Source organism: Microbacterium barkeri (assembly GCF_027921765.1).
Lineage (GTDB): Bacteria > Actinomycetota > Actinomycetes > Actinomycetales > Microbacteriaceae > Microbacterium > Microbacterium barkeri.
Genome location: NZ_BSEJ01000016.1, coordinates 46,899 through 72,219, shown reverse-complemented (window position 1 = coordinate 72,219; position 25,321 = coordinate 46,899). Strand labels below are relative to the sequence as shown.

Genomic DNA, 25,321 nt, shown 5'->3' with positions numbered 1-25,321 from the left:
CAGTTTCACTCATACACAGAAGGGAGACGCCATGCGTCCCGCCATCGAGGTGCGAGGACTGCGCAAGCGGTTCGGCGCGCACACCGTCCTCGACGGGCTCGACCTCTCGGTCGAGCCCGGAGAGGTCTTCGCCCTGCTCGGCCCGAACGGCGCGGGCAAGACGACGACCATCAGCATCCTCACGACGCTCATGCACCCGGACGACGGCATCGCGCACGTCGCGGGCCACGACGTGGCGACGCAGGCCGACGAGGTCCGCCGTCGCATCAGCCTGACGGGTCAGTCCGCTGCGGTCGACGACGTGCTCACGGCGTCCGAGAACCTCGTCATGTTCGGCCGTCTCGCCAGCCTGTCGCCCCGAGCCGCCGCCGAGCGCGCACGGGATCTCCTCGCCCGCTTCGCCCTGGCCGATGCCGCCGCACGGCGCGTGGGCACGTTCTCCGGCGGGATGCGCCGCCGTCTCGACCTCGCACTGAGCTTCGTCGTGACGCCCGAGGTGCTCTTCCTCGACGAGCCGACCACCGGTCTCGACACCCGCAGCCGCCGTGACCTGTGGGACGTCATCCGCGCCGTCGCCGCAGCCGGCACCACCGTCTTCCTCACGACCCAGTACCTCGAGGAGGCGGACCAGCTGGCCGACCGGATCGCCGTGCTGCACGAGGGCCGGGTCGCCGCGCTCGGCACGGCCTCGCAGCTGAAGGCGCGCGTGGGCGGCGACACCGTCGAGCTCCACGACGCCCGTGGCGACCTCCTCCGCGAGGTGCCGACCGACGGCACCGTGTCGGGCCTGCGCCGGGCCCTCGACGTGCTCGACGAGTCCGGCGCCGAGGGCGTCGTCTCGCTGCGACGCCCGACGCTCGACGACGTCTTCCTCGCCCTCACCGAACCCGCGTCCGCCCGGACGCCTCAGCTCAAGGAGTCCGCATGACCGCCGTCGACCTCGCCCGCCCGCGCCTGCGCGGCCTGACCGCCGAGTCGGTCTTCGTCGGCCGCAGCCTCCGCCATTCGCTGCGCGACGGGGAGTCGCTGCTCATGGCCATCCTCCTCCCCGTGATGCTCATGCTCATGTTCACGTGGATCTTCGGCGGCGCGATCGATCCGTCCGGCGGCTACGTCGACTATGTCGTGCCCGGGATCGTCTTCACGTGCGCGGGCTTCGGCGCGGCCTCGACCGCCGTCTACGTCGCCGGTGACATGAAGGCGGGCATCATCGACCGGTTCCGCACGATGCCGCTGCGAGCGAGCGCCGTCCTCACGGGACACGTCGTCGCGAGCCTCATCCGCAACCTGGTGGCGACGGCGATCGTGGTCGGCGTCGCCCTGCTCGTGGGCTTCCGCCCGACGGCCGGTCCGCTCGAGTGGGTCGGCGCCGCCGCGCTCATCGCGCTGTACATCCTCGCCATCACGTACCTCTTCGCCGCGATCGGACTCGCCGCGTCGAGCCCCGAGGGCGCCAACGCCTACGGCTTCGTGCTCCTCTTCCTGCCGTACCTCTCGAGCGGGTTCGTCCCGGTGGACTCCCTGGCCGACTGGCTGCAGCCGATCGCGACCTACCAGCCCGTGACGCCCATCATCGAGACCATCCGCGGCCTGCTCTTCGGCACCGACATCGGTGCACAGGGAGCCTGGGCGCTGCTCTGGTGCGCCGCGATCCTCGTCATCGCGGTGGCCTGGGGCGGATGGCTGTTCCAGCGCAAGGCAGGGCGCCGCTGAGCAGGCGGGCGGAGGGCGCGCACCTCCGCCCGCTCCCTCCCCTGCTCAGTCCTCCTCGTCGAGGCGGTACCACGTCCGGAACTCGCCCTCGAGCTCGCCGTTGAGCTCCTCGCGCCCGTCCGGCACGGCGACCCGCTGCGCCGTGAGGTCGCGCGGTCGCAGGGCGAACCCCTGCCAGTGCATGTCCATCGGCGACTGATCCTCATCGCGGACGACGTGGTGGAAGCCCACGGCGACCCAGGAGACGACATCGCGCAGCTCCTCGTCCGCGGAGTCCTCGATGTAGTCGTGCACGCTCTGCCCGCAGGTCGACCCCGCCCCGTTGCGGACGGCGAGCAGCTCGCACGGGTCGGCATTCGTGAACGCGACGTCGTACGCCTCCTCCTCGCCGTGGAAGAGGTGATCGTGGGTGAAGGTGAAGGTGTCGCTCTTGCCGAGATCGATCTCGTAGGAGATCGGACGGCCATCGGCGTTGAGCACGCCCGGGGCCAGGACGCGCCACCAGCGCCGATCCTCCCACTGCGCGATCGCCGGATGCTCGATGGCCCGCAGACTGCCCTCCACGATCGGCGCCTTCGGCCCCATCTCCCCCGTGTCCTCCGCGTCGTACTGCTCGACCGCGAGCGCGCCCGGATCGTCGAGCGCCCAGTGGACCCGCCAGACGGCGTTGTGGGAGTGGCTCGTCGCGTGCGCATGATCGCCCTCGCCCACCGCCGAGCCGTGCTCGTGGTCGCTGAAGTCGATCGGCGAGATGTCGCCGGTCGCGCCGAGGTCGGATCGGATGACGCCGTCCGAGCCGAACGAGTACTGCGTGACGTACTCGTACCATCCGACCTTCGAGATCGTGGAGAGCTGCCAGTCCTCGCGTCGCGCGGCGACGACCTCGCCGAACTCCCCCGATCGGTACCCGAGCCCGCCGTCGACGATGAGCGAGCACAGCACCTCGCGGTGACGGGTCTTGCCGTACGTGCCGTCGTCGATGTCGGGGATGTCCGTCGCGATCCGCTCCCCGACGCACTCCGTCTCGGTGAGGGTCTGCATCTTCGTGCCGCCGAAGCCGGCGTCGGTGAGGTCGTACGTGGTGTTCTCGCCCGAGTCGTACGGGACCTCGAGCTGCGCGAGCGAGAGCTCCTCGGCGATGAGGACGGGCTCGGCATCGGTCGGCGTGAAGCGGATGTCCGTGAGCACGAGGCCGCGATCGGGATCGACCTGCCAGCACATGGCCCACTCGGCGCCGTTCTCGAGGGCGTTCGCGAGCGGCTCGCCCTGATCGCAGTCGAACGTCGCGGCGTGCGGCGCCTCCTCGGGCGCTGCCTGCGGCTCATCCGTGCAGGCGGCGAGGCCACCCGCCGCCACCAGCGCGATCAACGCGGCCCCCGCTCGCCTTCGCATGCTCTCGATTCTCACAGAACTCCTCCCCCGCACACGCCGACGGCGGCCCCGTCTCCGAGGCCGCCGCCGGTGTGCGCGTCAGATGGTCAGTCCTTGCGGACCAGCCACTTGCTGCGGGTGGCGCCGAGCAGGATGCCCGTGCCGGCGAGGATCACCAGCAGCGCCAGCGGGATCGCGTCGAACTCGCCGCCGGTCGGCGAGAGCGGGCGCTTCTTGCCGCCGCTGTCGCCGTTGCCGTTGCTCGAGCTGTTCGCGTTCGCGTCGCTGTCGTTGTCAGCGTTCGCGTTGCTGTCGCTGTCCGCGGTGCTGTCGTTGTCAGCGTTGGCGTCGGACTCGTTGTCGGAGTCGGCGTTGCTGCTGCTGTCCGCGTTGCTGGAGCTGTCAGCGTTGCTGGAGCTGTCAGCGTTGCTGGAGCTGTCCGCGTTGCTGGAGCTGTCCGCATTGCTGGAGCTGTCCGCATTGCTGGAGCTGTCCGCGTTGCTGGAGCTGTCCGCATTGCTGGAGCTGTCCGCGTTGCTGGAGCTGTCAGCGTTGCTGGAGCTGTCAGCGTTGCTGCTGCTGTCAGCGTTCGCGTCGCTGTCGGCGTTGCTGCTGTCGTCGGCGTCGCCCTCGTTCGCGACGGTCAGCGGCGCCTCGACGACCGCGTCTCCGTCGGTTCCGACGACCGTGTAGTCGCCGGGCTCCGCGTCAGCGGGAACGGGGACGCACGTGCCGGCCGGCAGGTTGCCGTCGGCGTCCGCCGTGACGACCACCGGGTCGCCCACGGGGTTGCCATCGGCATCCGTCAGCTGGATCGTGACCTCCGAGTTCGGCAGCCAGCCGCCCGAGACGACGTCGGCGCACGTACCGGGCGCCGCCGGGGTCTCGACCTCGAGCGTCGGCGAGTACACGTCGACGGTGTCGGACAGCTGCAGGCCCTCCGCGTCGGCCGCCGTGACGGTGAAGACACCGGCCTCGGCGTCTGCCGGGATCGGCACGGCCGTGCCGGCCGGCACGTCGCCCTCGGCGTCGGTGGTCACGACCACGGGCTCGCCCGCGTCCGCGCCCTCGGGGTCCGAGAGCTGGAGGGTGACCTCCGACTCAGGGGCCCAGCCGCCCGACGTGATCTCCGACTCGCCGCCGGCCGGAACCGGCGACTCCGCGTCGAAGGTCGGCTCACCGGAGGCCGCGATGACCTCGACCGGTGCGGAGACCTCCGCGCCGTTCGCGTCAGTCGCGACGACCGTGTGCGCACCGAGTGCGGCGTCGGCGGGAACCGGAACCGTGGTGCCGGCGGGGACGCTGCCGTCCGCGTCGACCGTCACGGCCACCGGGTCGCCCACCGGCGCACCCTCGCCATCCGTCAGCTGCAGCGAGACCTCGCTGTCGCCGATCCAGCCGGACGACGTGACCTCGGTCGCGTCACCGGCCTCGACCGGAGACGTGGCCTCGATGACCGGCGCGTAGACCGCGAGCGGAGCCTCAGCCGTGTTCTCGTTGGCGTCCGTGCCGACGACCGTGAAGTCGCCCGCGGGAGCGTCAGCGGGAACGGGGACCGGCGTGCCGGCGGGGACGCTGCCGTCCGCTTCGGTCGTGACGACCACCGGGTCGCCCACGGGGTTGCCGTCGGCGTCGGTCAGCTGGAGCGAGACCTCCGACTCAGGAGCCCAGCCGCCCGACGTCACCTCGGTCGCACCACCGGCCGGAACCGGCGACGTGGCCTCGAGCGTCGGAGCGATGATCTCCACGGTGTCGGAGACCGTGGCGCCGTTGGCGTCCGAGCCGACGACCGTGAAGACGTCGTCGACCGTGGCGTCAGCGGGGATGGAGACCGTCGTGCCGGCGGGGACGCTGCCGTCCGCGTCGGTCGTGACGACCACCGGGTCGCCCACCGGCGCCCCGCCATCCGTCAGCTGGAGCGTGACCTCGGACTCGGGCACCCAGCCGCCCGACGTCACCTCGGTCGCACCGCCGGCCGACTCAGGCGAGGTGACCTCGATCGACGGCGCGTAGACCTCGATCGCGGCCGGCTCCGTCTGGACGCCGTTCTCATCGGTGCCGACGACCGTGTAGTCGCCTGCAGGAGCGTCGGCCGGGACCGGGACGACCGTGCCGGCGGGGACGTTGCCGTCCGCGTCGGTCGTGACGACCACGGGCTCGCCCACGGGGTTGCCGTCGGCATCCGTCAGCTGGAGCAAGACCTCCGACTCGGGCAGCCAGCCGCCCGACGTGATGTCAGAGGCTCCGCCGGCCGGAACCGGCGACTCCGCCTCGAGGGTCGGCGCGATGGCCGCGACCTCGACCGTGTCGGAGACCTCGGCGCCGTTCGCGTCCGTCGCGACGACGGTGAACACGTCACCCTCGGCGGCGTCGGCCGGGATCGGGACCACGGTGCCCGCGGGGACGGTGCCCTCGGCGTCGGTCGTGACCGGCACCGGGTCGCCCACGGGGTTGCCGTCAGCGTCCGTCAGCTGGAGCGTGACCTCCGACTCGGGCAGCCAGCCATCCGATGTCACCTCGGTCTCGCCGCCAGCGATCTCCGGCGACGTGACGTCGATCACGGGAGCGTAGACCGCGACCGGAGCCGAGATCGCGTTGCCGTTCTCGTCGGTCGCCGTCACGGCGTAGTCGCCTGCAGTCGTGCCTGCAGGAACCGGGACGGCCGTGGCCGGGATGTCGCCGGCCGCGTCGGTCGTGACCGGAACCGGGTCGCCCACGGGGTTGCCGTCAGCGTCCGTCAGCTGGAGCGTGACCTCCGACTCGGGCAGCCAGCCGCCCGACGTCACCGAGGTCTCGCCACCGGCCGGAACCGGAGACGTCGCCTCGATCGTCGGCGCGATGACGTCGACGGGGGCCGAGACCTCCGTGCCGTTCGCGTCGGTGCCGACGACGGTGTAGGCGCCCGCGGGTGCATCAGCCGGAACCGGGACGACCGTGCCGGCGGGGACGTTGCCGTCCGCGTCGGTCGTGACCGGAACCGGGTCGCCCACGGGGTTGCCGTCAGCGTCCGTCAGCTGGAGCGTGACCTCCGACTCCGGCAGCCAGCCGCCCGAGGTCACCTCGGTCTCGCCACCGGCGATCTCCGGCGACGTGGCCTCGAGAGTCGGCGCGTAGACCTCGATCGGGCCCTCGACCTGACCGCCTTCGGGGTCGGTGCCGATGACCGTGTAATCGCCGGGCTCCGTGCCCTCGGGGATCGTGACGCACGTGTCAGCCGGGACGTTGCCCGCGCCGTCGGTGGTCGCCGTGACCGGGTCGCCGACCGGGTTGCCTGCCGCGTCGGCCAGCTGGAAGGTGACCTCCGTGTTCGGCTGCCAGCCACCCGAGACGATCGCGACGCACGCGCCGGGAGCGGCCGGGGTGAGCGGCTCGAGCGTCGGCAGGTACACCTGGATGGTGTCCTGCGCGGTCTCGCCGTTCGGGTCCGTTCCGACGACTGTGTAGTCGCCCGCCGGCGTGCCGGCCGGGATCGGCAGCGTCGTGCCCGCGGGGAAGGCGCCGGTGTCGTCGGTCGTCACCGTGATCGGATCGCCGACCGCGTTGCCGTCGACGTCCTGCAGCTGGACCGTCACGTCGACCGTGGGGTCCCAGCCGGACGAGGTGATCTCGGTCTCGTCACCGGCGGGAGCCGGCGAGGAGGCGTCGAGGATCGGCGCGCCGGCGGGCGACACCACGAGCGGCGACGTGATCTCGGCGCCGTTCGGGTCGGTGCCGACGACGGTGTAGTCGCCGGGCTCGGTGCCCTCGGGGACGAGGACGCACGTGTCAGCCGGGATGTTGCCCTCGGCGTCGGTCGTGACGACCACCGGGTCGCCGACCGGGTTGCCCGCCGCGTCGGTCAGCTGGAACGTGACCTCCGTGCTCGGCAGCCATCCACCGGACGTCAGAACCGAGCACTCGCCCGGGAGGACCGGCGACTGGGCCGTGAGCGTCGGCGTGTACACGGTGACCGTGTCACTGCTGGTGTTTCCGTCGGGGTCCGTTCCCTCCACCGTGTAGTCACCCGGCGTCGACCCCGCGGGGATCGGCAGGCAGGTGTCGGCGGGCACGTTGCCCTCGGCGTCGGTCGTGACGACGAGCGGCTCGCCGACCGCGTTGCCCGCGGCGTCGCGCAGCTGGAACGTCACCTCGGTGGCCGGCGTCCAACCCGACGACGTGATCGTCGTGCAGGAGCCCGAGGGCACCGGCGACGACGCGTCGACCACGGGGGCGGCAGCCGCACAGGCGTCGAAGCGGACGCCTGCGTTGCCGATGTTCAGACGCGCCAGGTCGCCGCCCAGCAGGCCGAGGCTCAGAGCCGACACCTCGAGACCGGACGTGAGAGGATCGCCGCCCGCTGTGCAGGTCGTCGTCGTCGCTTCCTGATGGTTGATCTGGAGCGAGATCGCCTGCGCCAGGATCTCGATGAACGGGTCGAGCGCCGCTCGAACGGGAACCGTGATGAGGTCCGTCTTGATCGTGGTGAAGGCCTGGTAGAGCAGCCCCGCAGGGTCGGTGAGCGCCGCGTTGATCGGCGCCATGAGCGTCTGCGCGAGCGCGATGACCGGTGCGAGCACGGTGCATGCCGTTCCCGTGCAGGGCTCGACCACCTGGCCCGCGAGGCTGATTCCGAAGGATCCCGTCAGGTCAGGCAGCGGGAAGACACCGGGCACCGTCGCGTCGAAGTGAACCACCACGCTGTCGAGAGACTCGACGGCGGTGTTCACGGCAACGTCGATGACCTCCTCGATCACGTCGTGGATGCTGCTCGCGATGAACGGATACGTCGTGTCGTCGATCAGCTCGGTGTTCGGGTTCTGGTTGTTCAGGCCGATCGGGCGGTCCGGGATCACGCCATCGTCGTTGCCGCCGATGCGGCCGAGATCGACCGTGAGGGTGCCCTCGGCGAGGTTGATCGATGCGAGACCGTCATCCGTGGTGATCGGTCCGAGCAGGATCGCGTCGATGACGTTCTGACGGATCTCGCTCGTGACGGAGGTGCTGAGCTCGAGCCCCGGCACGAGCGCCAGGAGACTCGTGAGATCGAGGAGACTGTTGATCTGATCGACGACCGCCTGTTCCATCGCGCCCGCGGCGTCGCTGACACCTGCCCCCGCGGTGGCGATCGCCGGGGAGTGGAGTTCGAGCTTCGCGTCGGCGATGCGGTACTGCCCGTCTCCGCCCACGCCGTCGGGGTCCTGGAGCACGCCGTCGATCGCCTGAACCCAGGCACCGCCGAGGCCGAAGGTGAAGTCGGCCTGGTCGACCATCTGGTCTGTGATCCCACCGACTCCGGCAGCGTCGAACAGCGAGAGCAGGTCGATCGAGGCGGTGCCGAAGCCGGCCTGGTCGCCGTCGAGCGTGATTCCGCCGTCGCCTCCCGCGATGCCGGAGATCGCCTCCGCGTTCTGCGCGTCCGTTGCCGTCGAGCGGCTCAGCAGCGCGCCCGCCTGCCCGTAGTCGATGAGCTGATCGACCGGGATCGTGAGCCCACCGAGATCGATGAGCTCGCCTCCGAGCAGCGACGCCTGGAAGGCCTCGTCGTTGGGGCCTGGGTTCGAGACCGAACCGGCGTGCGAGTGAGCCGCGCCCGCGAGGTCGGTTCCGCCGAGGATCGTCGTGTCGATGACGCTCGCCTCGGCCTCAGCGGGCTCGTCCGGATAGGTGTCGAGTCCGGCGGCGAGCGCCGGGTTCGTCGTCGAGACGATCATGGCCGCGGCGACCGCCGCGGCTGTCCCGGTCAGAAGGCTGGGCAGCTGCCAGCGCTTCCTCCCCCTCGTGCCACCCCGAGCCGGCGGCAGATTTCGCTGTTGACGCATCAACCTTCGCCCTTCTATGTGACGCAACTCCCCCAAGTGCCGACACGGGTCGACCGAGCGCGCTCGTGATGCCAGTATTACGGGATCACATTCAGGTTGTCCACAGCCGATCAGAATGTTCCTCTCAGCGTCGGAAAGGCGCGCTCGAGCGATTCCGCGTCACGAAAATCGTCGGTCAGCGGTGAGAGCGCTCCCCTACCGAACGAGAGCGGTCACATCGGCGCCGCGGCGCATGTGAGAGGGACCGGAGGCGCGGAAGCGCGCCCGGGGCGGGAGGTGGCTCAGGCACCGAGACGACGCAGCGCCGACTGCACCACGTTCTTGGCGGACGCCGCAGCGCGGCCGACCGACTCCGCCACTCGCGCGGCCGGCTCCGGCAGGGTCGGCGCGTACGATGCGGCCTCCTCCGCGAGATCGGACTCGTCGACGAAGAACGGCACCAGCCAGTCGTCGACCGCCTCGAGCGGCTCGGGCGACAGGCTGTAGTAGCGGTGCTGCCCTTCCTCGCGCACCGAGACGAGACCGGCCTCGCGCAGCACCTTGAGATGCTTCGAGACGGTGGGCTGGCTGACCCCCATCTCGGCGACGATCTGCGACACGCTCGTGCCGTCCTGGCCATCCGACGATCGGCGAAGCAGAAGCTGAAGGATGTCGCGCCTCGTGCCGTCCGCGATCACGTCGAAGATGTCCGCCATGCCGATAGGTTAGCCGCGCGCGCCGCGGAGTACCATGATGGGCGACTTCGGCGCGAAGGGGGAGAGCGGATGGCGACGAGCCGGTCGACGGCACTGGCCGGCGCGTTCAAGGATGCCGGCCGCGAGCTCGGCCAGTTCTTCCGCGACTTCACGACCTCCTCGCCGGCGCGATTCGCCATCCTCGTGTTCGTCTCGCTGATCCTCATCTTCACGGCGCTGCTGTCTCTGCCGATCGCGAGCGACGACCGCTCGCGCACCCCGCTGTCGGACGCGCTCTTCACGGCCGTCTCGACCATCTGCGTGACCGGCCTGTCGACGGTCGACATGGCGACGCACTGGTCGGCGTTCGGGCACGCCGTCATCTTCATCGGCGTCAACATCGGCGGGCTCGGCGCACTGACCCTCGCGTCGCTGCTCGGCCTCGTGATCTCGAAGCGGCTGGGCCTGCGCGCCAAGCTGATCGCCGCTGGCGACACCAACCCGCTGCGATCGCACGGGGGCGTCGTCAACGAAGGACAGGCGGTTCGCCTCGGCGAGATCGGCCAGCTGCTGCGCGTCGTCGCCCTGTCGACCCTCGTCATCGAGGTGGTCGTCGCCGTGCTCCTCTACTTCCCGATCGTCTGGGCCGGGTACAGCTGGCTCGACGCCGCGTGGATCGCGCCGTACTACGCCGCGATGTCGTTCACGAACACGGGCTTCACGCCGACCGTGGGCGGGCTCGAGTCGTTCCACACCGACTACTTCTTCCTGACCGTCCTCATGATCTCGGTGTTCCTCGGCAGCATCGGGTTCCCCGTCATCTACGCGCTCTCGCGGCAGCTCACCCAGCCGCACCGCTGGCCGCTGCACACGAAGCTCACGCTCATCACCACCGTCATCCTCTTCGTCGCGGGCGCGGCGGTGTTCCTGGTTCTCGAGTACGGCAACCCCGGGACCTGGGGCGAGAGCGATGCGTGGGACACGACCTTCCAGGCGTTCTTCCTCAGCGCCATGACCCGGTCCGGGGGCTTCTCCGTGATCGACCCCGGCGAGCTGTACGAGTCATCGATGCTCGCCGCGTCGATGCTCATGTTCGTCGGCGGCGGCTCGGCGTCGACCGCGGGCGGCATCAAGGTCACGACCCTCGCCGTGCTGGCCCTCTCGGTGTGGTCGGAGGCCAAGGGCCGACGCAGCGTCGAGGTCTTCGGGCGGCGCATCCCCAGCGACGTGCAGCGCGTCGCCGTCGCGGTTCTCGCCTGGGGCGCCACGATCGTCGCCCTGTCGACCATCATCATCGCGCAGATCACCAAGGCGCCCCTCGCCGAGGTGCTGTTCGACGTCATCTCCGCGTTCGCGACCGTGGGGCTCTCCACCGGCCTCACGGCTGAGCTGCCCGACTCCGCCGTCTACGTGCTCGCCGTCACGGTCTTCATGGGGCGCGTTGGTACAGTGACCCTCGCCGCGGCCGTGGCCGCGACCTCCAAGTCGCAGCAGTACGCGCTGCCCGTCGAAAGGCCCATCGTTGGTTGAGCAGATCCGCAGCGACGCGCCCGTCCTCGTCATCGGACTCGGGCGCTTCGGCGCCGCCTGCGCAGGCGAGCTCGACCGACTTGACCGCGACGTCCTCGCGATCGACGACAACCTCGATCTCGTGCAGAAGTGGTCCGAGCGCGTCACGCACGCCGTGCAGGCGGATGCCCGCAGTCTCGAGGCGCTCCAGCAGATCGGCGCCGGCGACTTCCAGGTGGCCGTCGTGGCCGTCGGCTCGTCGATCGAGGCGTCGGTGCTCATCACCGCCAACCTCGTCGACCTCAAGGTGCCGCAGATCTGGGCGAAGGCCGTCTCCCAGTCGCACGGCAAGATCCTCGCCCGCGTGGGCGCGAATCACGTCATCTACCCCGAGCGGGAAGCAGGAGAGCGCGTCGCCCACCTCGTGAGCGGCCGCATGCTCGACTTCATCCGCTTCGACGACGACTTCGTGCTCGCGAAGATGTACCCGCCGCGGTTCATCCGAGGCCGGGGTCTCAACGAGTCGGGCGTCCGCTCGAAGTACAACGTGACCGTCGTCGGCGTGAAGAGCCCCGGCAAGCCGTTCCGCTACGCCGAGGCGAACACGGTCGTGACGAACCACGACCTCATCATCGTGTCCGGGACGAACGAGGACATCGAGCGGTTCGCCTCCCTCGACCGCTGAGGTGCCAGCGCGTCGGCCGCTGACGCGTCACGCGCCCGCGGCGAGCTCCTTCGCGCGCGCGATCGCGGCATCCGTCGCCGTCCGGAAGAGCTCGCTCAGGCGAGCGTCCTGCAGCACCGCGATCGCCCGCTCGGTCGTGCCCTTGGGGCTCGTCACCTGCCGACGCAGCTCGGCGGGGTCCTCCCCCGTCGCGTCGAGGAGCGCCGTCGCGCCGATGAACGTGCCCTCGGCCATCGCGCGCGCATCCGCCTCCGCGAACCCCTGCGCGAGGGCCGCGCGCGTGAGCTCCTCGACGAGGAGGAAGACGTATGCGGGCCCCGAACCCGAGATCGCCGAGAGCGCGTCGATGCGCTCCTCGGGCACCTCGATCACGGTGCCCACCGTCTCGAAGAGGCGGCGCACGAGGCGCACATCCTCGTCGCTCGCGGCGGCGCCCCGAGCGAGGCCCGTGACGCCCTTGCCGATGCGCGCGGGGGTGTTCGGCATCGAGCGGAGGACCGCGGTCTCGGAGCCGAGGATGCTCTGGAAGGTGTCGAGCGTCACGCCCGCTGCGAGGCTCACGACGATCGCGTCGTCGCGGAGAGCGGACCCGATCTCGCGGAGGAGGTCGGGCACCATCGCGGGCTTCACGCCGACGAGCACGATGCGCGCCTCCGACGCGGCGCGCGCGTTGCCGTCGGGCTCGTCCTCGAGCGCGATGCTCGTGACCCCGGGGAGCGCGGCGAGCTCGGCCGCCTTCTGCGCCGAGCGGTTGGTCGCGAAGACGCCGCCGTCGACGTCGAGGCCGCTCGCGACGAGACCCCGCAGGATCGCACCGCCCATCGAGCCGGCACCGAGGAACGCGACGGAGGGGAGCGAGTCAGTCATGCGTCAATCCTAGGGATCGCGTGCGGCGCGCCGACGGGCGGGCGAGGCGCGAGTGCCCGCCTTAGACTGCGAGCATGAGCGCACACGGCGGTGGCAAGGCGATCCTGGCGGCCTTCGCGGCGAACATCGGGATCGCGATCGCGAAGTTCATCGGATGGATCATCTCGGGCTCCGCATCGATGCTCGCGGAGGCCATCCACTCGGTCGCCGACTCCGGCAACCAGCTCCTCCTCCTGCTCGGCGGACGCCGCGCGCGGCGGGCCGCCGACCGCGAGCACCCCTTCGGACACGGCCGCGAGCGCTACGTGTACGCGTTCGTCGTCGCGATCATCCTCTTCTCGGTCGGCGGGGTCTTCTCGCTCTACGAGGGAGTCGAGAAGCTCACCCACCCGCACGCGGTCGAGAACGCCTGGCTGCCGATCGCCATCCTCGTCATCGCGATCGGGCTCGAGAGCTTCTCGCTGCGGACCGCCGTCAAGGAGAGCAACGCCGTGCGCGAGCGCGGACAGTCCTGGGTGTCGTTCATCCGCCGCGCGAAGGCGCCCGAGCTGCCCGTCGTCCTCCTCGAGGACTTCGCGGCGCTGATCGGCCTCACCCTCGCGCTCCTCGGCGTGGGCCTCACGGTGCTCACGGGCGACGCCGTCTTCGACGCGCTCGGCACCATCTGCATCGGCGTGCTCCTCATCCTCGTGGCGATCGTGCTCGGCATCGAGACGAAGAGCCTGCTCGTCGGCGAAGGCGCATCGGAGGCCGACTTCGAGCGGATCGTCGCCGCGATCGAGGCGGGGCCCGAGGTCGAGAAGCTCATCCACGTCAAGACGCTCTACGTCGGGCCCGAGGAGCTCATGGTGGCCGGCAAGGTCGGCCTCCCGCAGGACATCTCCGTGGCCGATGCGGCGCGCGACATCGATGCGGTCGAGGCGCGCATCCGCGAGGCCGTGCCGGCCGCGCGGATCATCTACCTCGAGACCGACGTCTATCGCGCTCCCCACGAGCCCGGTCCTCCGACGGAGACCTTCATCCTCAAGTCCTCCGACTGACGGCTCCCTGCGCTGACAGACTGGGGCGCATGGAGTTCTGCGTCTTCACCGAGCCCCAGATGGGGGCCAGCTACGACACCCAGCTCGCGTTCGCGCAGCAGGCCGAGCGCGTCGGATTCGACGGCTTCTTCCGCTCGGACCACTATCTGACGATGGGCGGCGAGGGGCTGCCGGGTCCGACGGACGCCTGGACGACGCTCGCCGGCCTGGCGCGCGAGACGACCCGCCTGAGGCTCGGCACCCTCGTCTCGTCGGTCACCTACCGCTGGCCCGGGATCCTCGCGATCCAGGTCGCGCAGGTCGACGCGATGTCGGATGGCCGCGCCGAGCTCGGGCTCGGAACCGGCTGGTTCGAGGCGGAGCATCTCGCGTACGCGATCCCCTTCCCCCGGAAGCGGTTCGGGATGCTCGCCGAGCAGCTCGAGATCGTGAACGGCCTGTGGTCCACCTCGGTCGGCGAGCGCTACGGCTTCGAGGGAGAGCACTACCGGCTCGTCGACTCCCCCGCCCTGCCGAAGCCCGTGCAGGATCGGGTGCCCGTCATCGTGGGCGGCGCAGGCCTCACCCGGACGCCGGAGCTCGCGGCGCAGCACGCGACCGAGTTCAACATCGCCTTCCAGCCCGAGGACGTCATCGCCGACCGCTTCGCCCGCGTGCGCGCGGCGTGCGAGCGGATCGGACGGGACCCCGAGACGCTGAAGCTCAGCGTCGCGCTCACGACCCTCGCGGGCGGCAGCGAGGCCGACCTCGAGCGGCGCGCGGCCGCGACCCGGACCGACCTCGCGGCGTTCCGCGCGGGAGACGGCTTCGCCGGCTCCGCCGACGACATCGTCGCCAAGGCGACCCGGTTGAAGGAGCTCGGCGCGTCTCGGCTGTACTTCCAGCTGATGGACATGGGCGACCTCGATCACGTGGCGTATCTCGGCGAGGAGGTGCTGCCGCGCCTGCGCTGAGCGAATCGCCGTCAGGGTCTTGCATTCCGATATTTCAGTAGGCGAGGCTAGGGACTGCGCCCGACCGGCGCACCTCTCCCACCTGGGCTCCGGCCCGCAGAACAAAGGAAACGACCATGGCAGATCTCCTCGGCCTCCTCTCCGGACTCCTCGAGACGCTCCTCGGCCTCCTCGGCGGCCTCGGCATCTGAGCCCATCGCTCGAGAGTCCCCGCGGCGCGGCCGCGGGGACTCTCTGCGTTCAGCGGCGCTCGGCGAAGAAGGCGCGCAGGAGCGCCACGGCCTCGTCCTCGAGCACGCCGCCGACGACCTCCGCGCGGTGGGGAAGGCGCCGGTCCCGCACGACGTCGTACATCGATCCCGCGGCCCCTGCCTTCTCGTCCCACGCCCCGAAGACGAGCCGGCCGATGCGGGCCTGCAGGACCGCTCCCGCGCACATGACGCACGGCTCGAGCGTCACGACGAGCGTGCATCCCTCGAGGTTCCAGGATCCGATAGCCTCGGCCGCGCGGCGCATGGCGACGATCTCGGCGTGCGCCGCGGGGTCGTGCGTCTCCTCACGGAGGTTCCGCCCCTCGCCGAGCACCGTGCCATCCGCCCCGAGCACCACGGCTCCGACCGGGATGTCCCCGCGCTCCCCCGCCGCGTCGGCCAGCGCGAGCGCGCGGCGCATCGCGGACACGTCGGATGGCGAGGAATTCACCCTCCGAGCCTAGAACGGCCCCGGCTCTCTGCATCCGCGCAACCGCGTCCCGGTAGCCTTGCCCTATGCGCCTGCACGTCGCCGACCACCCGCTCATCACGCACAAGCTCACGGTGCTCCGCGACAAGGCAACGCCGTCGCCGGTCTTCCGTCAGCTGACCGAGGAGCTCATGACGCTCCTCGCCTACGAGGCCACGCGCAACGTGCGCGTCGAGCCGGTCACGATCGACACCCCCGTCACGCAGACGAAGGGCGTCAGGATCGCCGACCCGAAGCCGCTCGTCGTCCCGATCCTGCGCGCCGGGCTCGGGATGCTCGAGGGGATGACCAAGCTCGTCCCGACCGCGGAGGTCGGCTTCCTCGGCATCGTGCGGAACGAGGAGACCCTCCTTCCGACCACGTACGCCGAGCGCCTGCCCGACGACCTCAGCGACCGCCAGTGCTTCGTGCTCGACCCGATGCTCGCGACCGGCGGCTCGCTCGCCGCGGCGATCAAGTACCTCTTCGACCGCGGCGCGACCGAGGTCACCGCCGTGTGCCTTCTCGGCACCCCGGAGGGCGTCCACGCGATCGAGAGCCTCGTGGGCGACCGCGACATCACGCTCGTGCTCGGCGCGCTCGACGAGGGCCTCAACGAGCACGGGTACATCGTGCCGGGGCTCGGCGACGCGGGCGACCGCCTGTACGGCACGGTCTGAGCCGGGGCGGCTCGGGCCGCACCTCAGTCCACGTCGACCCGGTAGGCCCGCTCCTCGCCGTACGTCCGGAAGCCGGCGCGCGCGAGGATCGGCGCCGAGGTCGACACACGCCCCTTGACGAGCGCGGTCGACGCACCGAACGCGCGGGCAAGGCGGAGCCGCTCCGCGAGCACGGCCCGATACGCGCCGCGCCCGCGGTCGGAGGCGAGGGTGGCCGCACCCCAGAGGCGCGCGAACTCCCCGACGATCGTCGCGCCGCCCGTGCTCACGGGGCGGCCGTCGATGCGCGCGAGCACGCGGAACCCGCGCCCCGCGCTCCAATCCGCCTCGAGCTCGCGCAGCTCGGCGTCGAGCCCCGCCTCGTCGAGCGGCGCCTGCTCCCAGACCGGCACGTTGACCGCGTCGACGTCGCGCAGCTGCTCTCGTGTGCGCACCGTCTCGACCGTGACGCCCGGGGACTCCCCCGGCGTCGCCTCGTCGAGGGCGAGCGCGAAGACCGTGACGGTGTCCTCGTGCACCGCGCCGCGCCGGAGCAGCGCGTCCGCGAGCCCTGTCGGGCGGTCGGATGCGCCGACCCAGAAGGTCGTGCGCCGCTCGCCCCAGTCGCGGGCGCGCTCGAGCGCGGCGTCCACCGCCTCATCGGCTGTGCCCTCGCGGTCGAACGCCGAGACCCGCACCCCGCCGCCGAAGCGCGCGGGATACCGCACGGCGACCATCCCGTCGACGACGTGATCGGAGTCGCGGGGCAGCCAGACCCACTCGGCGGCTGCGCGGCGGATGGCGTCGGCGTCGGTCATGCGCGCTCCTCCGGGGCCACGAGGCGGGCGAACGCGCTCATGCGCGCGACGCCGGCGGGCGTGTGCGGCAGGTCGTCGAGCAGGGCGGGCGAGTGCACGAGGTACGCCGCGACCATCGCGCGCGAGATCGCGACGTTGAGCCGGTTCTGGAGCAGCAGGAACTCCGTCCCGCGCGGGGCGTCCCTGCCCGATGAGGCCGCGAGCGTCACGATCGAGATCGCGGCTTCCTGCCCCTGGAACCGGTCGACGGTCCCGACGCGCACGCGCGGCCATCCGGCACGCTGCAGGGTCTGCTCGACGAGCTGCTGCTGGGCGTTGTACGGCGCGACGACGATGATGTCGTCCTCCGTGAGCGGGCGCGGCGGGCACGCGTGGGCGACGCCGTCGTCGTCGATGCGGATGTCGGTGAACGCCCGCCCGACGACCTCGCCGACGATCCGCACGACCTCGTCGGCCTCGGCCTGCGACTCGGTCGCATCGCCCCGATGACGCACGGGCACCGCGTGCAGGCCCGGCGCGACGCCGTCGACCGACCGGCGCTCCGCGCCGGCGCGCGACGCGAGACGCCCGGCGTAGGACAGGTGCGAGACGGCCTCGGACACCTCCGGATGCATGCGCCACGACCGCGCGAGGAAGTAGCCGTGCGTCTCCGGGAGCACCTGCTGGCCATCCATGACCCAGCCGAGGGCCGAGGTGTCCACGGGCTCGGGATGCACCCCCTGGCTCACCTGCGGAAGCTGCTGCGGATCGCCGAGCAGAAGCAGGCTGCGCGCCGCCGTCGAGACCGCGATGGTCGACGCGAGCGAGAACTGGCCCGCCTCGTCGATGACGAGCAGGTCGAGCCCGCCGCGCGCGATGCGGCCGGTGTGCGTGAAGTCCCACGCGGTGCCGCCGACGACGTAGCCGCCCTGCTGCTCGGAGACGAAGCGGGCCACGCCGTTCTTGGGGATCAGCGTGAAGGCGGGGTCGCGCGGCTCGGCTCCGGACTTCGGCGCCTTCGCGACGCGCGAGCCGGGCACCCCCGCCGCGACGACGCGGTCGAGCATGTTCTCGACCACGGCGTGCGACTGCGCGACGACGCCGACCCGGTAGCCGTGCTCCATGACGAGGCGCGCGATGACGTGCGAGCCGACATACGTCTTGCCGGTGCCGGGAGGCCCCTGGACGGCGACGTAGGAGCGGTCGAGGCCGCGCACCGTCCGGACGATCGCGGACACGTCGTCGCCGTCGGACGGCGCGATCCCGGCACCGCGCGGCGGGATGCGGCGCAGGATGTCGGTGGCCGGGTCGGCCGGGAGCTCCCCCGCGTCGGCCGCGCGCACGACCGTCTCGGCCCATGCGTCGATGGCCCCCTGCTGGTTGCCGGCACGCGGCGGGGGCGCGGGGGTGAGGGCGACCGGAAGCTCCTGCCACGTCTCGCCGTCGGCCGCGCGCTCCTCGATGACGGCACCGTCGTCGAGGACCTCGATGACGCGTGCCTGGCGCGGCACGTGCACCCAGCGCGGGGAGGCCTGGTTCGGGAACGGAGCGGGCCGCGGATAGAGCAGGTACGGCTCGACGCCCTCGCTCAGTCGCGTTCCCGGTGCGAGCTCGCCGCGGAGCTCGACCACGCGGCGGACGGATCGCGCGCCCTCGGGCATCCCCCAGTCCTCGACGACGCGGCAGCGCGAGGCGTCGACGGCGAGGACATCGCGCGTGTCGAGCCAGAGGCCGAGCGGCTCCCGCAGCCGCTGGAAGTGCCCGTGCCAGAAGCTCTTCGCCTCGCGCGGGTAGTAGTCGATCGCGGCCGCAGCGAGACGCAGCGCGTCCTCGTCGGCGCTCGGGGCCGACAGCGGGTCCGCCGCCACGCGGGCATCGCGGCGCGCAGCGGCATGCGCGTCGAGCGCGAGCGCGAGCGGAGACGGCGCGTACGCGAGCTCGTCGGGCACCTCGGGCGGGGCAGGGGTCACGCCGGTCTCCCGCGCACGCTCGACGAGCCAGTCGCGCAGGCGCCGGGTCGAGACGCAGTCGTAGCGGTTGTAGTCGGCGAGGTCGTCGAGGATGGCCCGCGCGGCCGCCTCCTGCCCATCGGCCTGCAGGGCGCGCGCCTCGACGTAGCGGACGATCGAGTCGTCGCCCTTCTGCACGTCCTGCGTGCGCACCTCGTCGCCCATGTAGAGCGGCTCGAGCTTCTTGATCGAGTACGACCGCGAGCCGATGCGCAGGGCCCGGCGCACGATGGGGTAGAGATCGACGAACAGCTCGTCGCGCAGCATCCGGTCGACGTCGGCCTCGCGCACACCGTGCCGAGCGGCCATCGCCGCCAGGTGCGTGGGCTCATACGGCGCGTAGTGGTAGATGTGCATGTCGGGATGCGCGGCCCTGCGCGCCGCGACGAAGTCGCAGAAGCGCTCGAGGGCGGCCTTCTCCTCCGCGAGGGTGTGCGCCCAGAGCGCGGAGTACTGCTCGCGCAGGTCGACCCATCCGAAGAGGTAGTCGATGCCCCAGACGGCGGCCGAGCCGACCTGCTCGCTGTAGAGCGGATCGCCCTCGAAGTCGAAGAACACGTCGCCCTGGCTCGGGCGGGGCATCGCGCCGAGCGCGAGCGGCTGCACGACCTCGTACGCGGGAACCGGGTGCGCGTCGGCCGGCTCGTCACCCGGAACGCCCGCAGGGCTCTGCAGCTGGAGGCGCGCCTGCGTGCGCAGCGACGCGAAGACGTCGGAGTTCATCCGCGCGGGGCCGGTCTCGGCCGCCGCGAGGTCGTCGATCGTGCGGATGCCGATGTCGCGCAGGCGAGCGCGCTGCGACGGGCGCATGCCCGCGACGAGCAGGAGGTCGCGATGCGCGACGACCTCGAGCTCGCAGGTCGCGCAGCGCCCGCAGGCGGACACCTCGAGCTCGCCGCGCTCGTCGCCCCACGCGATCGCCTCGGCCGACGCGCCCCGCTCGATCCCGCGATCCGCGATGAGCGCCCGCAGGCGCCGACGGCGCACGTCGAACATCGGAAGCAGGTCGTCCACCCGGTGCGTCGACACCGAGCCGTCGCCGAGCAGGAGGTCGACCTCGTCGGAGGTCGGGATGCCGAGACGGCGCAGCTGATCGACGTATGCCGCGAGCTGCATGAGCGCCGTCACGCGGGCCGTGCGGGCGAGCTTGCTGTCCTGCACGCGCCAGCGGCCATCCGCCTCCTGCACGAGGAAGTCGGCGAATCCGACGAACTCGTCCGTGGTGAAGGCCGCCTGGAACAGCACCCGCGCATCCGACCGCAGCGCGTCGACCGTCTGGGCCGCCACGTCGGCGAGCGCCGCGGAGTCGGCCGACGACACCCGCTCGAGCTCGACCACCCCGGCGCCGAACTCCTGGCGGTAGCGCTCGAGGACGCGCTCCTCGTGGCGATCGCCGAGCCGGGCCGCGCGCTCGAGCATGGCGTCCTCCGGATCCTCGACGGCGGCGACGCGGCCGAGCTTCGCGTCGATCGCCCGCAGCCACGCGAACTCGCACTCGGCGGCGGCCTTGAGGTCGCTCGCGCTCCACACGAGGCGCTGCTCTGTCGGGATGAATCTCACACTCCGACGGTAGCCCGGGTCTCGGACATCCCCGTCCGCCGGCATGACACGATGGCTCTGATGCCCGCGAGCGGAGGAGACGGCATGGACGAGCGACCCGGCCCGTGGACCCGGTTGAGCGCCGCGGCCCATCCCCTCGGCGAGGGATCGCGGCTCATCGACGGCGTCGTGCACTGGGTCGACCTCGAAGGCGGCGTCCTGCACGCCTGGACCCCCGAGGGCGGCGACGCCGCGACCCATCGGCTCGACCGCCCGGTCGGCTTCGCCGAGAAGGCGCCGGACGGACGCCTGCTCGCCGCGGCGGGGACGGGCGTCGTCGAGCTCGACATCTTCGGGCGCCACACCGCTCTCGGCGACACCGGTCTCGATCCCGCCCGGCATCGCGTCAACGACGGGACCATCGCGCCCGACGGATCGCTGTGGTTCGGGACGATGGTCCGGGACGGCTCCGATCCCGAGGGCTCGGTCTGGCGCTGGGACGCGGGCACCGGCGAGGTGACGCGCCTCGCGACCGGCATCGACATCCCGAACGGCCCGGCCTTCCATCCCGACGGCGAGACCGTGCTCATCGCCGACACCGTGGGCGGCCGCATCCTGCGCGCGCCGCTCGCGGCACCCGACCGCCTCGACGTGTTCGCCGCGGTCGACGGGTCGCCCGACGGCCTGCACGTCGACGCGCAGGGACGCATCTGGAGCGCCGTGTACGACGGCGGACGCCTCGACGTGTACCGAGCGGATGGCGCGCGGCTCGCGCGCATCGAGGTCCCGGCCGAGCACCCCACGAGCGTCCTCACGACGCCGGACGGCCGCGTCGTCGTGACGAGCGCCGCGCAGGGCATGGACGAGCCGGGCCCGTTCGACGGGCACACGTTCGCCGCCGCGATCGCCGACGTGCTCGAGGCCTGAGCCCGGTCAGGCGGCGCAGGCGCCGGGGCCCGGCTCAGCGCCGCGCTGACCGCTTCTGCACGCCGCGCGCGAGCCCGGCGAGACCGGCGACGAGGATGACCGCGCCCGCGGCCAGGACGACGGTCACCGCGGTCGACACGGGGTCGGCGGTGAGGATCCAGTCGGCCACCGCCGCCTGGAGCGCGGCGTATCGCGTCGCGTCGAGCACCTGTCCCAGCCCGACGAGGGAGACGACGAGCATGAGCGCACCCCAGATGATCGCCGCCCAGCGGATGCGGGGCCGCTCGGCAGGCTCGGGGCCCGCGGCCGGGGCGCCCTCGGGGACGCGCTGCTCTTCGCTCATCGTGCACTCTCCTCGTCAGCGGACGGCGTCGGCTCGACCGCGCCGAACTCGGCCTCGTCGAGCACCCAGATCGACACCTCACCGCCCTCGGTCTGCGTGATGTCCACCGTGCGCAGGGGCGCATCCGCCTCGGCGCCGTCCTGCGCCCACTCGACGATCCCGTCGCGCGGCACCGGCAGGTCCTCCGACTCGTAGAAGCCCGCGTCGCTCATCCGGGTCACCATGACGCGCGTGTCGTCGTCGGCGTGGATCCGGATGTCCGCCGCGACATCCGGAGGGACGGTCACCTGCGTGAAGCCGGCACGGCGGACGACCGTGGCGCTGCCCTCCCCGCCGCCATCGGCCATCAGCCACAGCTCGAGGGAGCCGTAGGCGCGCGTCACCTCGTACGACGAGCCGTCGACGGCGATCGTCTGCCAGCTGTTCGCGCCGATCACGTTGTTCGCGCCGAGCGCCGTGCCGGCCCCTGCGGCGAGCGCGATCGCGGCGAGGGCCGCGAGCGCCCCGCTGCGGCGGCGCAGGACCCCCGCGATGACCATCCCGGCGGCCGCGACCGCCGACATCGCGAAGGCCGCCGCCGCAAGGGCGGCCGAGGCGCGCTCGGGCTCGATCGGCCAGGTCCCTCCGCCGAGGACGACGAGGGCTGCGGCCGATCCCGCGACGAGGGCGAGCCCGAGGGTCGACGCGCCGAAGGCGAGGGAGATCCTCGGACGACCCGCCCTGCGGGCCGCGCGCACGCGCGCCGCCTCCTCCGCGAACGCGCGCGCGGCCCGCTGGCGGCGGGCGCGCTCCTCGTCGCGGGCGAGGCGCTCCGCGTCGGTCTGCTGCGCGCGCCACGCGTCGTGCTGCTCGCGCCACTCCTCGTGCTGGCGACGCCAGGCGTCGAAGTCGCCGTCGGCGGGCGGCTCGGGCGACGGAGCCGGCTCGAAGGGCGGGACGGCCGGCCCCCCGGCCGTCCCGCGCGCGGCGGGGGTTCCCTGCACCCCGCCGAGGCCCCCGCCCGACACGGGGGACGCGATGCGCCGGCCGGCCCAGATGCCGAGCGCGGCGATGGCCGCGACCGCCGCGAGCCCGACGAGCAGCGCGACGGGCGATCCGTACCCGAAGATCGCGGGCACGACGACGCCGAAGCCGATCCCCAGGATCGGGATGGCGGCGGCGACGCAGACGAGGACGATGAGCGCCGTCCGTCCCGGACCGAGCGCGGCCACGCCGCCCACGGGCCGCTCGCGCCGGACGAGCCAGAGCGCGAACGCGGCGACCGCCGCGACGACCGCGATCCAGAACGAGGCCTCGATGGCGGTCCAGACGATCCGGCCCGGGTACGCCAGGGCGAGGAAGTCCTCCATGAGCGTCGCGCTCGCCCAGCTGGCGAGTGCGCCGAAGCCGATCATGATCGCGATGCCGACGAGCGCCGGGCCCGAGCCGGTCCGCAGCCGGATCGCGATGTCGCCCCGCTCATCCGGGAGCAGCGCCCATCCGAGGGCGTACAGCCACAGCGCGGGGAACCCGAGCACCGCGGCGACGACGAAGATGCCCCGCACGATGACGGGGTCGGCGCCCGTGCGACGCGCGATCGCGGCGCACACGCCGCCGATCCAGCCCTCCGTGCGCACGAGGCCGAGCGATCGCACCCAGTCGAAAAACCCTCCTCCCGGACGACGCGACGGCGCCTCGACGGCGGGAGCGCCGCCATCCGCCCCCACGGCGCTCGTCATCTCGGTTCCCCGCGGTTCGCTCTCGGTCATGGTCCGATCCTCGCGCGCTGCGCGCCGGCGCCGCCATGAGGGATCACCCCGGTCCTCCCCTGATTCGCCCGCTCAGGGCGGCCCGCGCGTGGTTGCATGGGGGCATGACCGCCGCGCCTCCCGCCTCGCGCCTCGCGCGCTCGCGCAGCGCGGTGGTCGCGGGCGTCGCCGAGGGCGTCGCGCGGCACCTCGGATGGCGCGTGCCGGTCACACGGCTCCTGTTCGCCGCGACGGCGGGCATCTGGGGCGCGGGCGCGCTCCTCTATCTGTGGCTCTGGGCCTTCACGCCCCTGCAGGATGGCGATGCGCGCGTCACGCGGCGGGCTCCCGTCGCGTGGATCCTCCTCGCGGGGGCGGCGCTGTTCCTCCTGGTCGCGCTCCAGATGAACTACTGGAGCCTCACTCAGGGCGTCCTCCCGCCCGCGAGCCTGCTCCCCGCGGTCTTCGCGATCGCGCTCGCGACCGCCGGGGGCGTGTGGTCGGCCGTCCTCGACCGGGCCGACCCGGCCCGCGGCCCCCAGCAGGACCTCCTCCTGCGAAGCATCGCGTCGGCCGTGCTCGCGGCCGTGGCCATCCTCATCCTCACCCGAACGGGCTCGGTCGCGGCCCAGCTCGCGCCGGTCATGCTCCTCATCGCGCTCGCGGCAGCGCTCGGCATCGCCGTCGTGTGGTCGTCGACCTGGATCGCGCGGTTCCGCGAGCTCCAGGCCGCGCGCATCCAGGGCATCCGCGAGGAGCAGCGCGCCGAGATGGCCGCGCACCTGCACGACTCCGTGCTGCAGACGCTCGCGCTCATCCAGAACCGCGCTGGTGCCTCGAGCGAGGTCGGCCGGATCGCCCGCGCCCAGGAGCGCGAGCTGCGTGCCTGGCTCTACGACGACGACGCGCCCGCCGACAGCGACCTCGCGACCGATCTGCGCGACTACGCGACAGCGCTCGAGCTCGACTACGAGGTGGCGATCTCGGTCGTCTCGGCCGGATCGTCGACCGAGCGGGCGAGCGGCGAGGTCGCCGCGGCGGCCCGCGAGGCGATGCTCAACGCGGCGCGCCACGCGGGCGGCGAGGTCTCGGTCTACATCGAGGGCGCCCCGGGAGCGGTCGACGTCTTCGTCCGCGACCGCGGTGCCGGGTTCGACCTCGACGCCGTTCCCGAGGACCGCTTCGGCGTGCGCGAGTCGATCGTCGGCCGCATGCGGCGCACGGGCGGGATGGCCTCGGTCACGCGCGGCGCAGGAGGCGTCGGCACGCAGGTGCACATCCGCTACCCTTCGGCAGGTGCCCGTGCCTGAGCTCACCGTCGTGATCGTCGACGACCACTCCATCTTCCGCTCGGGGCTGCGCGCCGACCTCGACGGCGCGCTCCGGGTCGTCGGCGAGGCCGCCGACGTGCCGTCCGCGGTCGCCGTGATCGCCGAGACCGCGCCCGACGTCGTGCTCCTCGACGTGCACCTGCCCGGCGGCGCGGCCGGCAGCGCGGGCGGCGAGGACGTCCTGCGGCAGGCGTCGCCGCTCTCACCCGGAACCCGCTTCCTCGCCCTGAGCGTCTCCGACGCGGCGGAGGACGTCGTGCGGGTCATCCGCGCAGGCGCCCGCGGCTACATCACGAAGGGCGCATCGGGAGCCGAGGTCTCCCGCGCGGTGCGGGTCGTCGCATCGGGCGACGCGGTCTTCTCCCCGCGCCTGGCCGGATTCGTCATCGACGCCTTCGGCGCGGCCTCGGGCGAGACCGCGGTCGCCGACGACGAGCTCGACCGCCTCTCCGCGCGCGAGCAGGAGGTCATGCGGCTCATCGCCCGCGGCTACGCCTACAAGGAGGTCGCCGCCGAGCTCTTCATCTCGGTGAAGACCGTCGAGACCCACGTGTCGGCCGTGCTCCGCAAGCTCCAGCTCTCGTCGCGGCACGAGCTCACGGCGTGGGCGTCGGCGCGACGGCTGCTCTAGCGGCGATCGGGGCGGCGCGCCGCCTCCG

At 72.4% G+C, this 25,321-nt stretch carries 19 protein-coding genes; 10 read left to right on the top strand and 9 right to left on the bottom strand.

Features of this window, described 5'->3' with window-relative positions; all coding sequences use genetic code 11:
- Positions 1-31 precede the first annotated feature (31 nt).
- Positions 32-928, top strand: coding sequence for an ATP-binding cassette domain-containing protein (locus PKE79_RS14470; RefSeq protein ID WP_271174416.1), 897 nt, complete (start codon positions 32-34; stop codon positions 926-928).
- Positions 925-1,713, top strand: coding sequence for an ABC transporter permease (locus PKE79_RS14465; RefSeq protein ID WP_271174415.1), 789 nt, complete (start codon positions 925-927; stop codon positions 1,711-1,713). Before PKE79_RS14470 ends, PKE79_RS14465 begins: the two co-directional genes overlap by 4 nt.
- Before the next feature lie 45 nt (positions 1,714-1,758).
- Here the strand turns inward: PKE79_RS14465 and PKE79_RS14460 are convergent, their stop codons facing one another.
- The 3 genes from PKE79_RS14460 to PKE79_RS14450 all read right to left on the bottom strand — a co-directional run bounded on the left by PKE79_RS14460 (position 1,759) and on the right by PKE79_RS14450 (position 9,577).
- Positions 1,759-3,105 (bottom strand): copper amine oxidase, encoded by a 1,347-nt coding sequence (locus PKE79_RS14460; RefSeq protein WP_271174414.1) that lies wholly within the window; start codon positions 3,103-3,105, stop codon positions 1,759-1,761.
- A gap of 86 nt (positions 3,106-3,191) precedes the next feature.
- Positions 3,192-8,774 carry a choice-of-anchor G family protein gene (locus tag PKE79_RS14455; RefSeq protein WP_271174413.1) on the bottom strand — a complete coding sequence of 1,861 codons (5,583 nt, stop codon included), beginning with the start codon at positions 8,772-8,774 and terminating at the stop codon, positions 3,192-3,194.
- A gap of 389 nt (positions 8,775-9,163) precedes the next feature.
- Positions 9,164-9,577 carry an ArsR/SmtB family transcription factor gene (locus PKE79_RS14450; RefSeq protein WP_271174412.1) on the bottom strand — a complete coding sequence of 138 codons (414 nt, stop codon included), beginning with the start codon at positions 9,575-9,577 and terminating at the stop codon, positions 9,164-9,166.
- A gap of 69 nt (positions 9,578-9,646) precedes the next feature.
- Here PKE79_RS14450 and PKE79_RS14445 point away from each other — a divergent pair, with 69 nt between their 5' ends.
- Both PKE79_RS14445 and PKE79_RS14440 read left to right on the top strand, forming a co-directional pair.
- On the top strand, positions 9,647-11,086 hold the full coding sequence (locus tag PKE79_RS14445; protein WP_271174411.1) for a TrkH family potassium uptake protein: 1,440 nt from the start codon (positions 9,647-9,649) through the stop codon (positions 11,084-11,086).
- Positions 11,079-11,750 (top strand): potassium channel family protein, encoded by a 672-nt coding sequence (locus tag PKE79_RS14440; RefSeq protein ID WP_271174410.1) that lies wholly within the window; start codon positions 11,079-11,081, stop codon positions 11,748-11,750. The genes PKE79_RS14445 and PKE79_RS14440 overlap by 8 nt, the downstream gene beginning before the upstream one ends.
- 27 nt (positions 11,751-11,777) lie before the next feature.
- Here the strand turns inward: PKE79_RS14440 and proC are convergent, their stop codons facing one another.
- Positions 11,778-12,617 (bottom strand): pyrroline-5-carboxylate reductase, encoded by an 840-nt coding sequence (gene proC, locus PKE79_RS14435; RefSeq protein ID WP_271174409.1) that lies wholly within the window; start codon positions 12,615-12,617, stop codon positions 11,778-11,780.
- Positions 12,618-12,691: 74 nt separating this feature from the next.
- Between proC and PKE79_RS14430 the strand changes: the two genes are divergently transcribed.
- Positions 12,692-13,657, top strand: a complete 966-nt coding sequence (locus PKE79_RS14430; RefSeq protein ID WP_271174408.1) for a cation diffusion facilitator family transporter — start codon at positions 12,692-12,694, stop codon at positions 13,655-13,657.
- A gap of 29 nt (positions 13,658-13,686) precedes the next feature.
- Positions 13,687-14,610, top strand: coding sequence for an LLM class F420-dependent oxidoreductase (locus PKE79_RS14425; protein ID WP_271174407.1), 924 nt, complete (start codon positions 13,687-13,689; stop codon positions 14,608-14,610).
- 240 nt (positions 14,611-14,850) lie between these two features.
- Here the strand turns inward: PKE79_RS14425 and tadA are convergent, their stop codons facing one another.
- Complete coding sequence (gene tadA / locus PKE79_RS14420; protein WP_374727747.1) at positions 14,851-15,312, bottom strand: tRNA adenosine(34) deaminase TadA; 462 nt, start codon at positions 15,310-15,312, stop codon at positions 14,851-14,853.
- A gap of 65 nt (positions 15,313-15,377) precedes the next feature.
- On the opposite strand from tadA, the gene upp reads away from it, so the two are divergent.
- The gene (gene upp / locus PKE79_RS14415) at positions 15,378-16,010 is read left to right on the top strand and encodes a uracil phosphoribosyltransferase (RefSeq protein WP_271174406.1); all 633 of its coding nucleotides are present in this window, start codon (positions 15,378-15,380) and stop codon (positions 16,008-16,010) included.
- Positions 16,011-16,033: 23 nt separating this feature from the next.
- On the opposite strand, the gene PKE79_RS14410 is transcribed toward upp, so the two are convergent.
- Positions 16,034-16,807 (bottom strand): hypothetical protein, encoded by a 774-nt coding sequence (locus PKE79_RS14410; RefSeq protein ID WP_271174405.1) that lies wholly within the window; start codon positions 16,805-16,807, stop codon positions 16,034-16,036.
- The gene (locus PKE79_RS14405) at positions 16,804-20,355 is read right to left on the bottom strand and encodes a TM0106 family RecB-like putative nuclease (protein WP_271174404.1); all 3,552 of its coding nucleotides are present in this window, start codon (positions 20,353-20,355) and stop codon (positions 16,804-16,806) included. The genes PKE79_RS14410 and PKE79_RS14405 overlap by 4 nt, the downstream gene beginning before the upstream one ends.
- An 84-nt stretch (positions 20,356-20,439) precedes the next feature.
- On the opposite strand from PKE79_RS14405, the gene PKE79_RS14400 reads away from it, so the two are divergent.
- The gene (locus PKE79_RS14400) at positions 20,440-21,261 is read left to right on the top strand and encodes an SMP-30/gluconolactonase/LRE family protein (protein ID WP_271174403.1); all 822 of its coding nucleotides are present in this window, start codon (positions 20,440-20,442) and stop codon (positions 21,259-21,261) included.
- Positions 21,262-21,295: 34 nt separating this feature from the next.
- Here PKE79_RS14400 and PKE79_RS14395 read toward each other — a convergent pair whose 3' ends face one another.
- Positions 21,296-21,604, bottom strand: coding sequence for a mannitol-1-phosphate 5-dehydrogenase (locus PKE79_RS14395; protein ID WP_271174402.1), 309 nt, complete (start codon positions 21,602-21,604; stop codon positions 21,296-21,298).
- Positions 21,601-23,352, bottom strand: a complete 1,752-nt coding sequence (locus PKE79_RS14390) for a PspC domain-containing protein (protein ID WP_271174401.1) — start codon at positions 23,350-23,352, stop codon at positions 21,601-21,603. Before PKE79_RS14390 ends, PKE79_RS14395 begins: the two co-directional genes overlap by 4 nt.
- A gap of 104 nt (positions 23,353-23,456) precedes the next feature.
- Between PKE79_RS14390 and PKE79_RS14385 the strand changes: the two genes are divergently transcribed.
- Together PKE79_RS14385 and PKE79_RS14380 are read left to right on the top strand one after the other, a co-directional pair.
- Positions 23,457-24,641: an ATP-binding protein gene (locus PKE79_RS14385; RefSeq protein WP_271174400.1), complete on the top strand. Its 1,185-nt coding sequence runs from the start codon at positions 23,457-23,459 to the stop codon at positions 24,639-24,641.
- A complete protein-coding gene (locus PKE79_RS14380; RefSeq protein ID WP_271174399.1) occupies positions 24,628-25,293 on the top strand; it encodes a LuxR C-terminal-related transcriptional regulator in 666 nt (221 codons plus the stop codon). Before PKE79_RS14385 ends, PKE79_RS14380 begins: the two co-directional genes overlap by 14 nt.
- The last annotated feature ends 28 nt before the right edge of the window (positions 25,294-25,321 follow it).

Excerpts from the sequence above, each read along its gene's own strand:
- PKE79_RS14460 (WP_271174414.1), bottom strand. The coding sequence starts at position 3,105 with ATGCGAAGGCGAGCGGGGGCCGCGTTGATCGCGCTGGTGGCGGCGGGT.
- upp (WP_271174406.1), top strand. The coding sequence starts at position 15,378 with ATGCGCCTGCACGTCGCCGACCACCCGCTCATCACGCACAAGCTCACG.
- PKE79_RS14385 (WP_271174400.1), top strand. The coding sequence starts at position 23,457 with ATGACCGCCGCGCCTCCCGCCTCGCGCCTCGCGCGCTCGCGCAGCGCG.
- proC (WP_271174409.1), bottom strand. The coding sequence starts at position 12,617 with ATGACTGACTCGCTCCCCTCCGTCGCGTTCCTCGGTGCCGGCTCGATG.
- PKE79_RS14450 (WP_271174412.1), bottom strand. The coding sequence starts at position 9,577 with ATGGCGGACATCTTCGACGTGATCGCGGACGGCACGAGGCGCGACATC.
- PKE79_RS14425 (WP_271174407.1), top strand. The coding sequence starts at position 13,687 with ATGGAGTTCTGCGTCTTCACCGAGCCCCAGATGGGGGCCAGCTACGAC.
- PKE79_RS14390 (WP_271174401.1), bottom strand. The coding sequence starts at position 23,352 with ATGACCGAGAGCGAACCGCGGGGAACCGAGATGACGAGCGCCGTGGGG.
- PKE79_RS14410 (WP_271174405.1), bottom strand. The coding sequence starts at position 16,807 with ATGACCGACGCCGACGCCATCCGCCGCGCAGCCGCCGAGTGGGTCTGG.
- PKE79_RS14470 (WP_271174416.1), top strand. The coding sequence starts at position 32 with ATGCGTCCCGCCATCGAGGTGCGAGGACTGCGCAAGCGGTTCGGCGCG.
- PKE79_RS14445 (WP_271174411.1), top strand. The coding sequence starts at position 9,647 with ATGGCGACGAGCCGGTCGACGGCACTGGCCGGCGCGTTCAAGGATGCC.
- PKE79_RS14395 (WP_271174402.1), bottom strand. The coding sequence starts at position 21,604 with ATGAGCGAAGAGCAGCGCGTCCCCGAGGGCGCCCCGGCCGCGGGCCCC.
- PKE79_RS14400 (WP_271174403.1), top strand. The coding sequence starts at position 20,440 with ATGGACGAGCGACCCGGCCCGTGGACCCGGTTGAGCGCCGCGGCCCAT.
- PKE79_RS14465 (WP_271174415.1), top strand. The coding sequence starts at position 925 with ATGACCGCCGTCGACCTCGCCCGCCCGCGCCTGCGCGGCCTGACCGCC.
- PKE79_RS14430 (WP_271174408.1), top strand. The coding sequence starts at position 12,692 with ATGAGCGCACACGGCGGTGGCAAGGCGATCCTGGCGGCCTTCGCGGCG.
- PKE79_RS14455 (WP_271174413.1), bottom strand. The coding sequence starts at position 8,774 with ATGATCGTCTCGACGACGAACCCGGCGCTCGCCGCCGGACTCGACACC.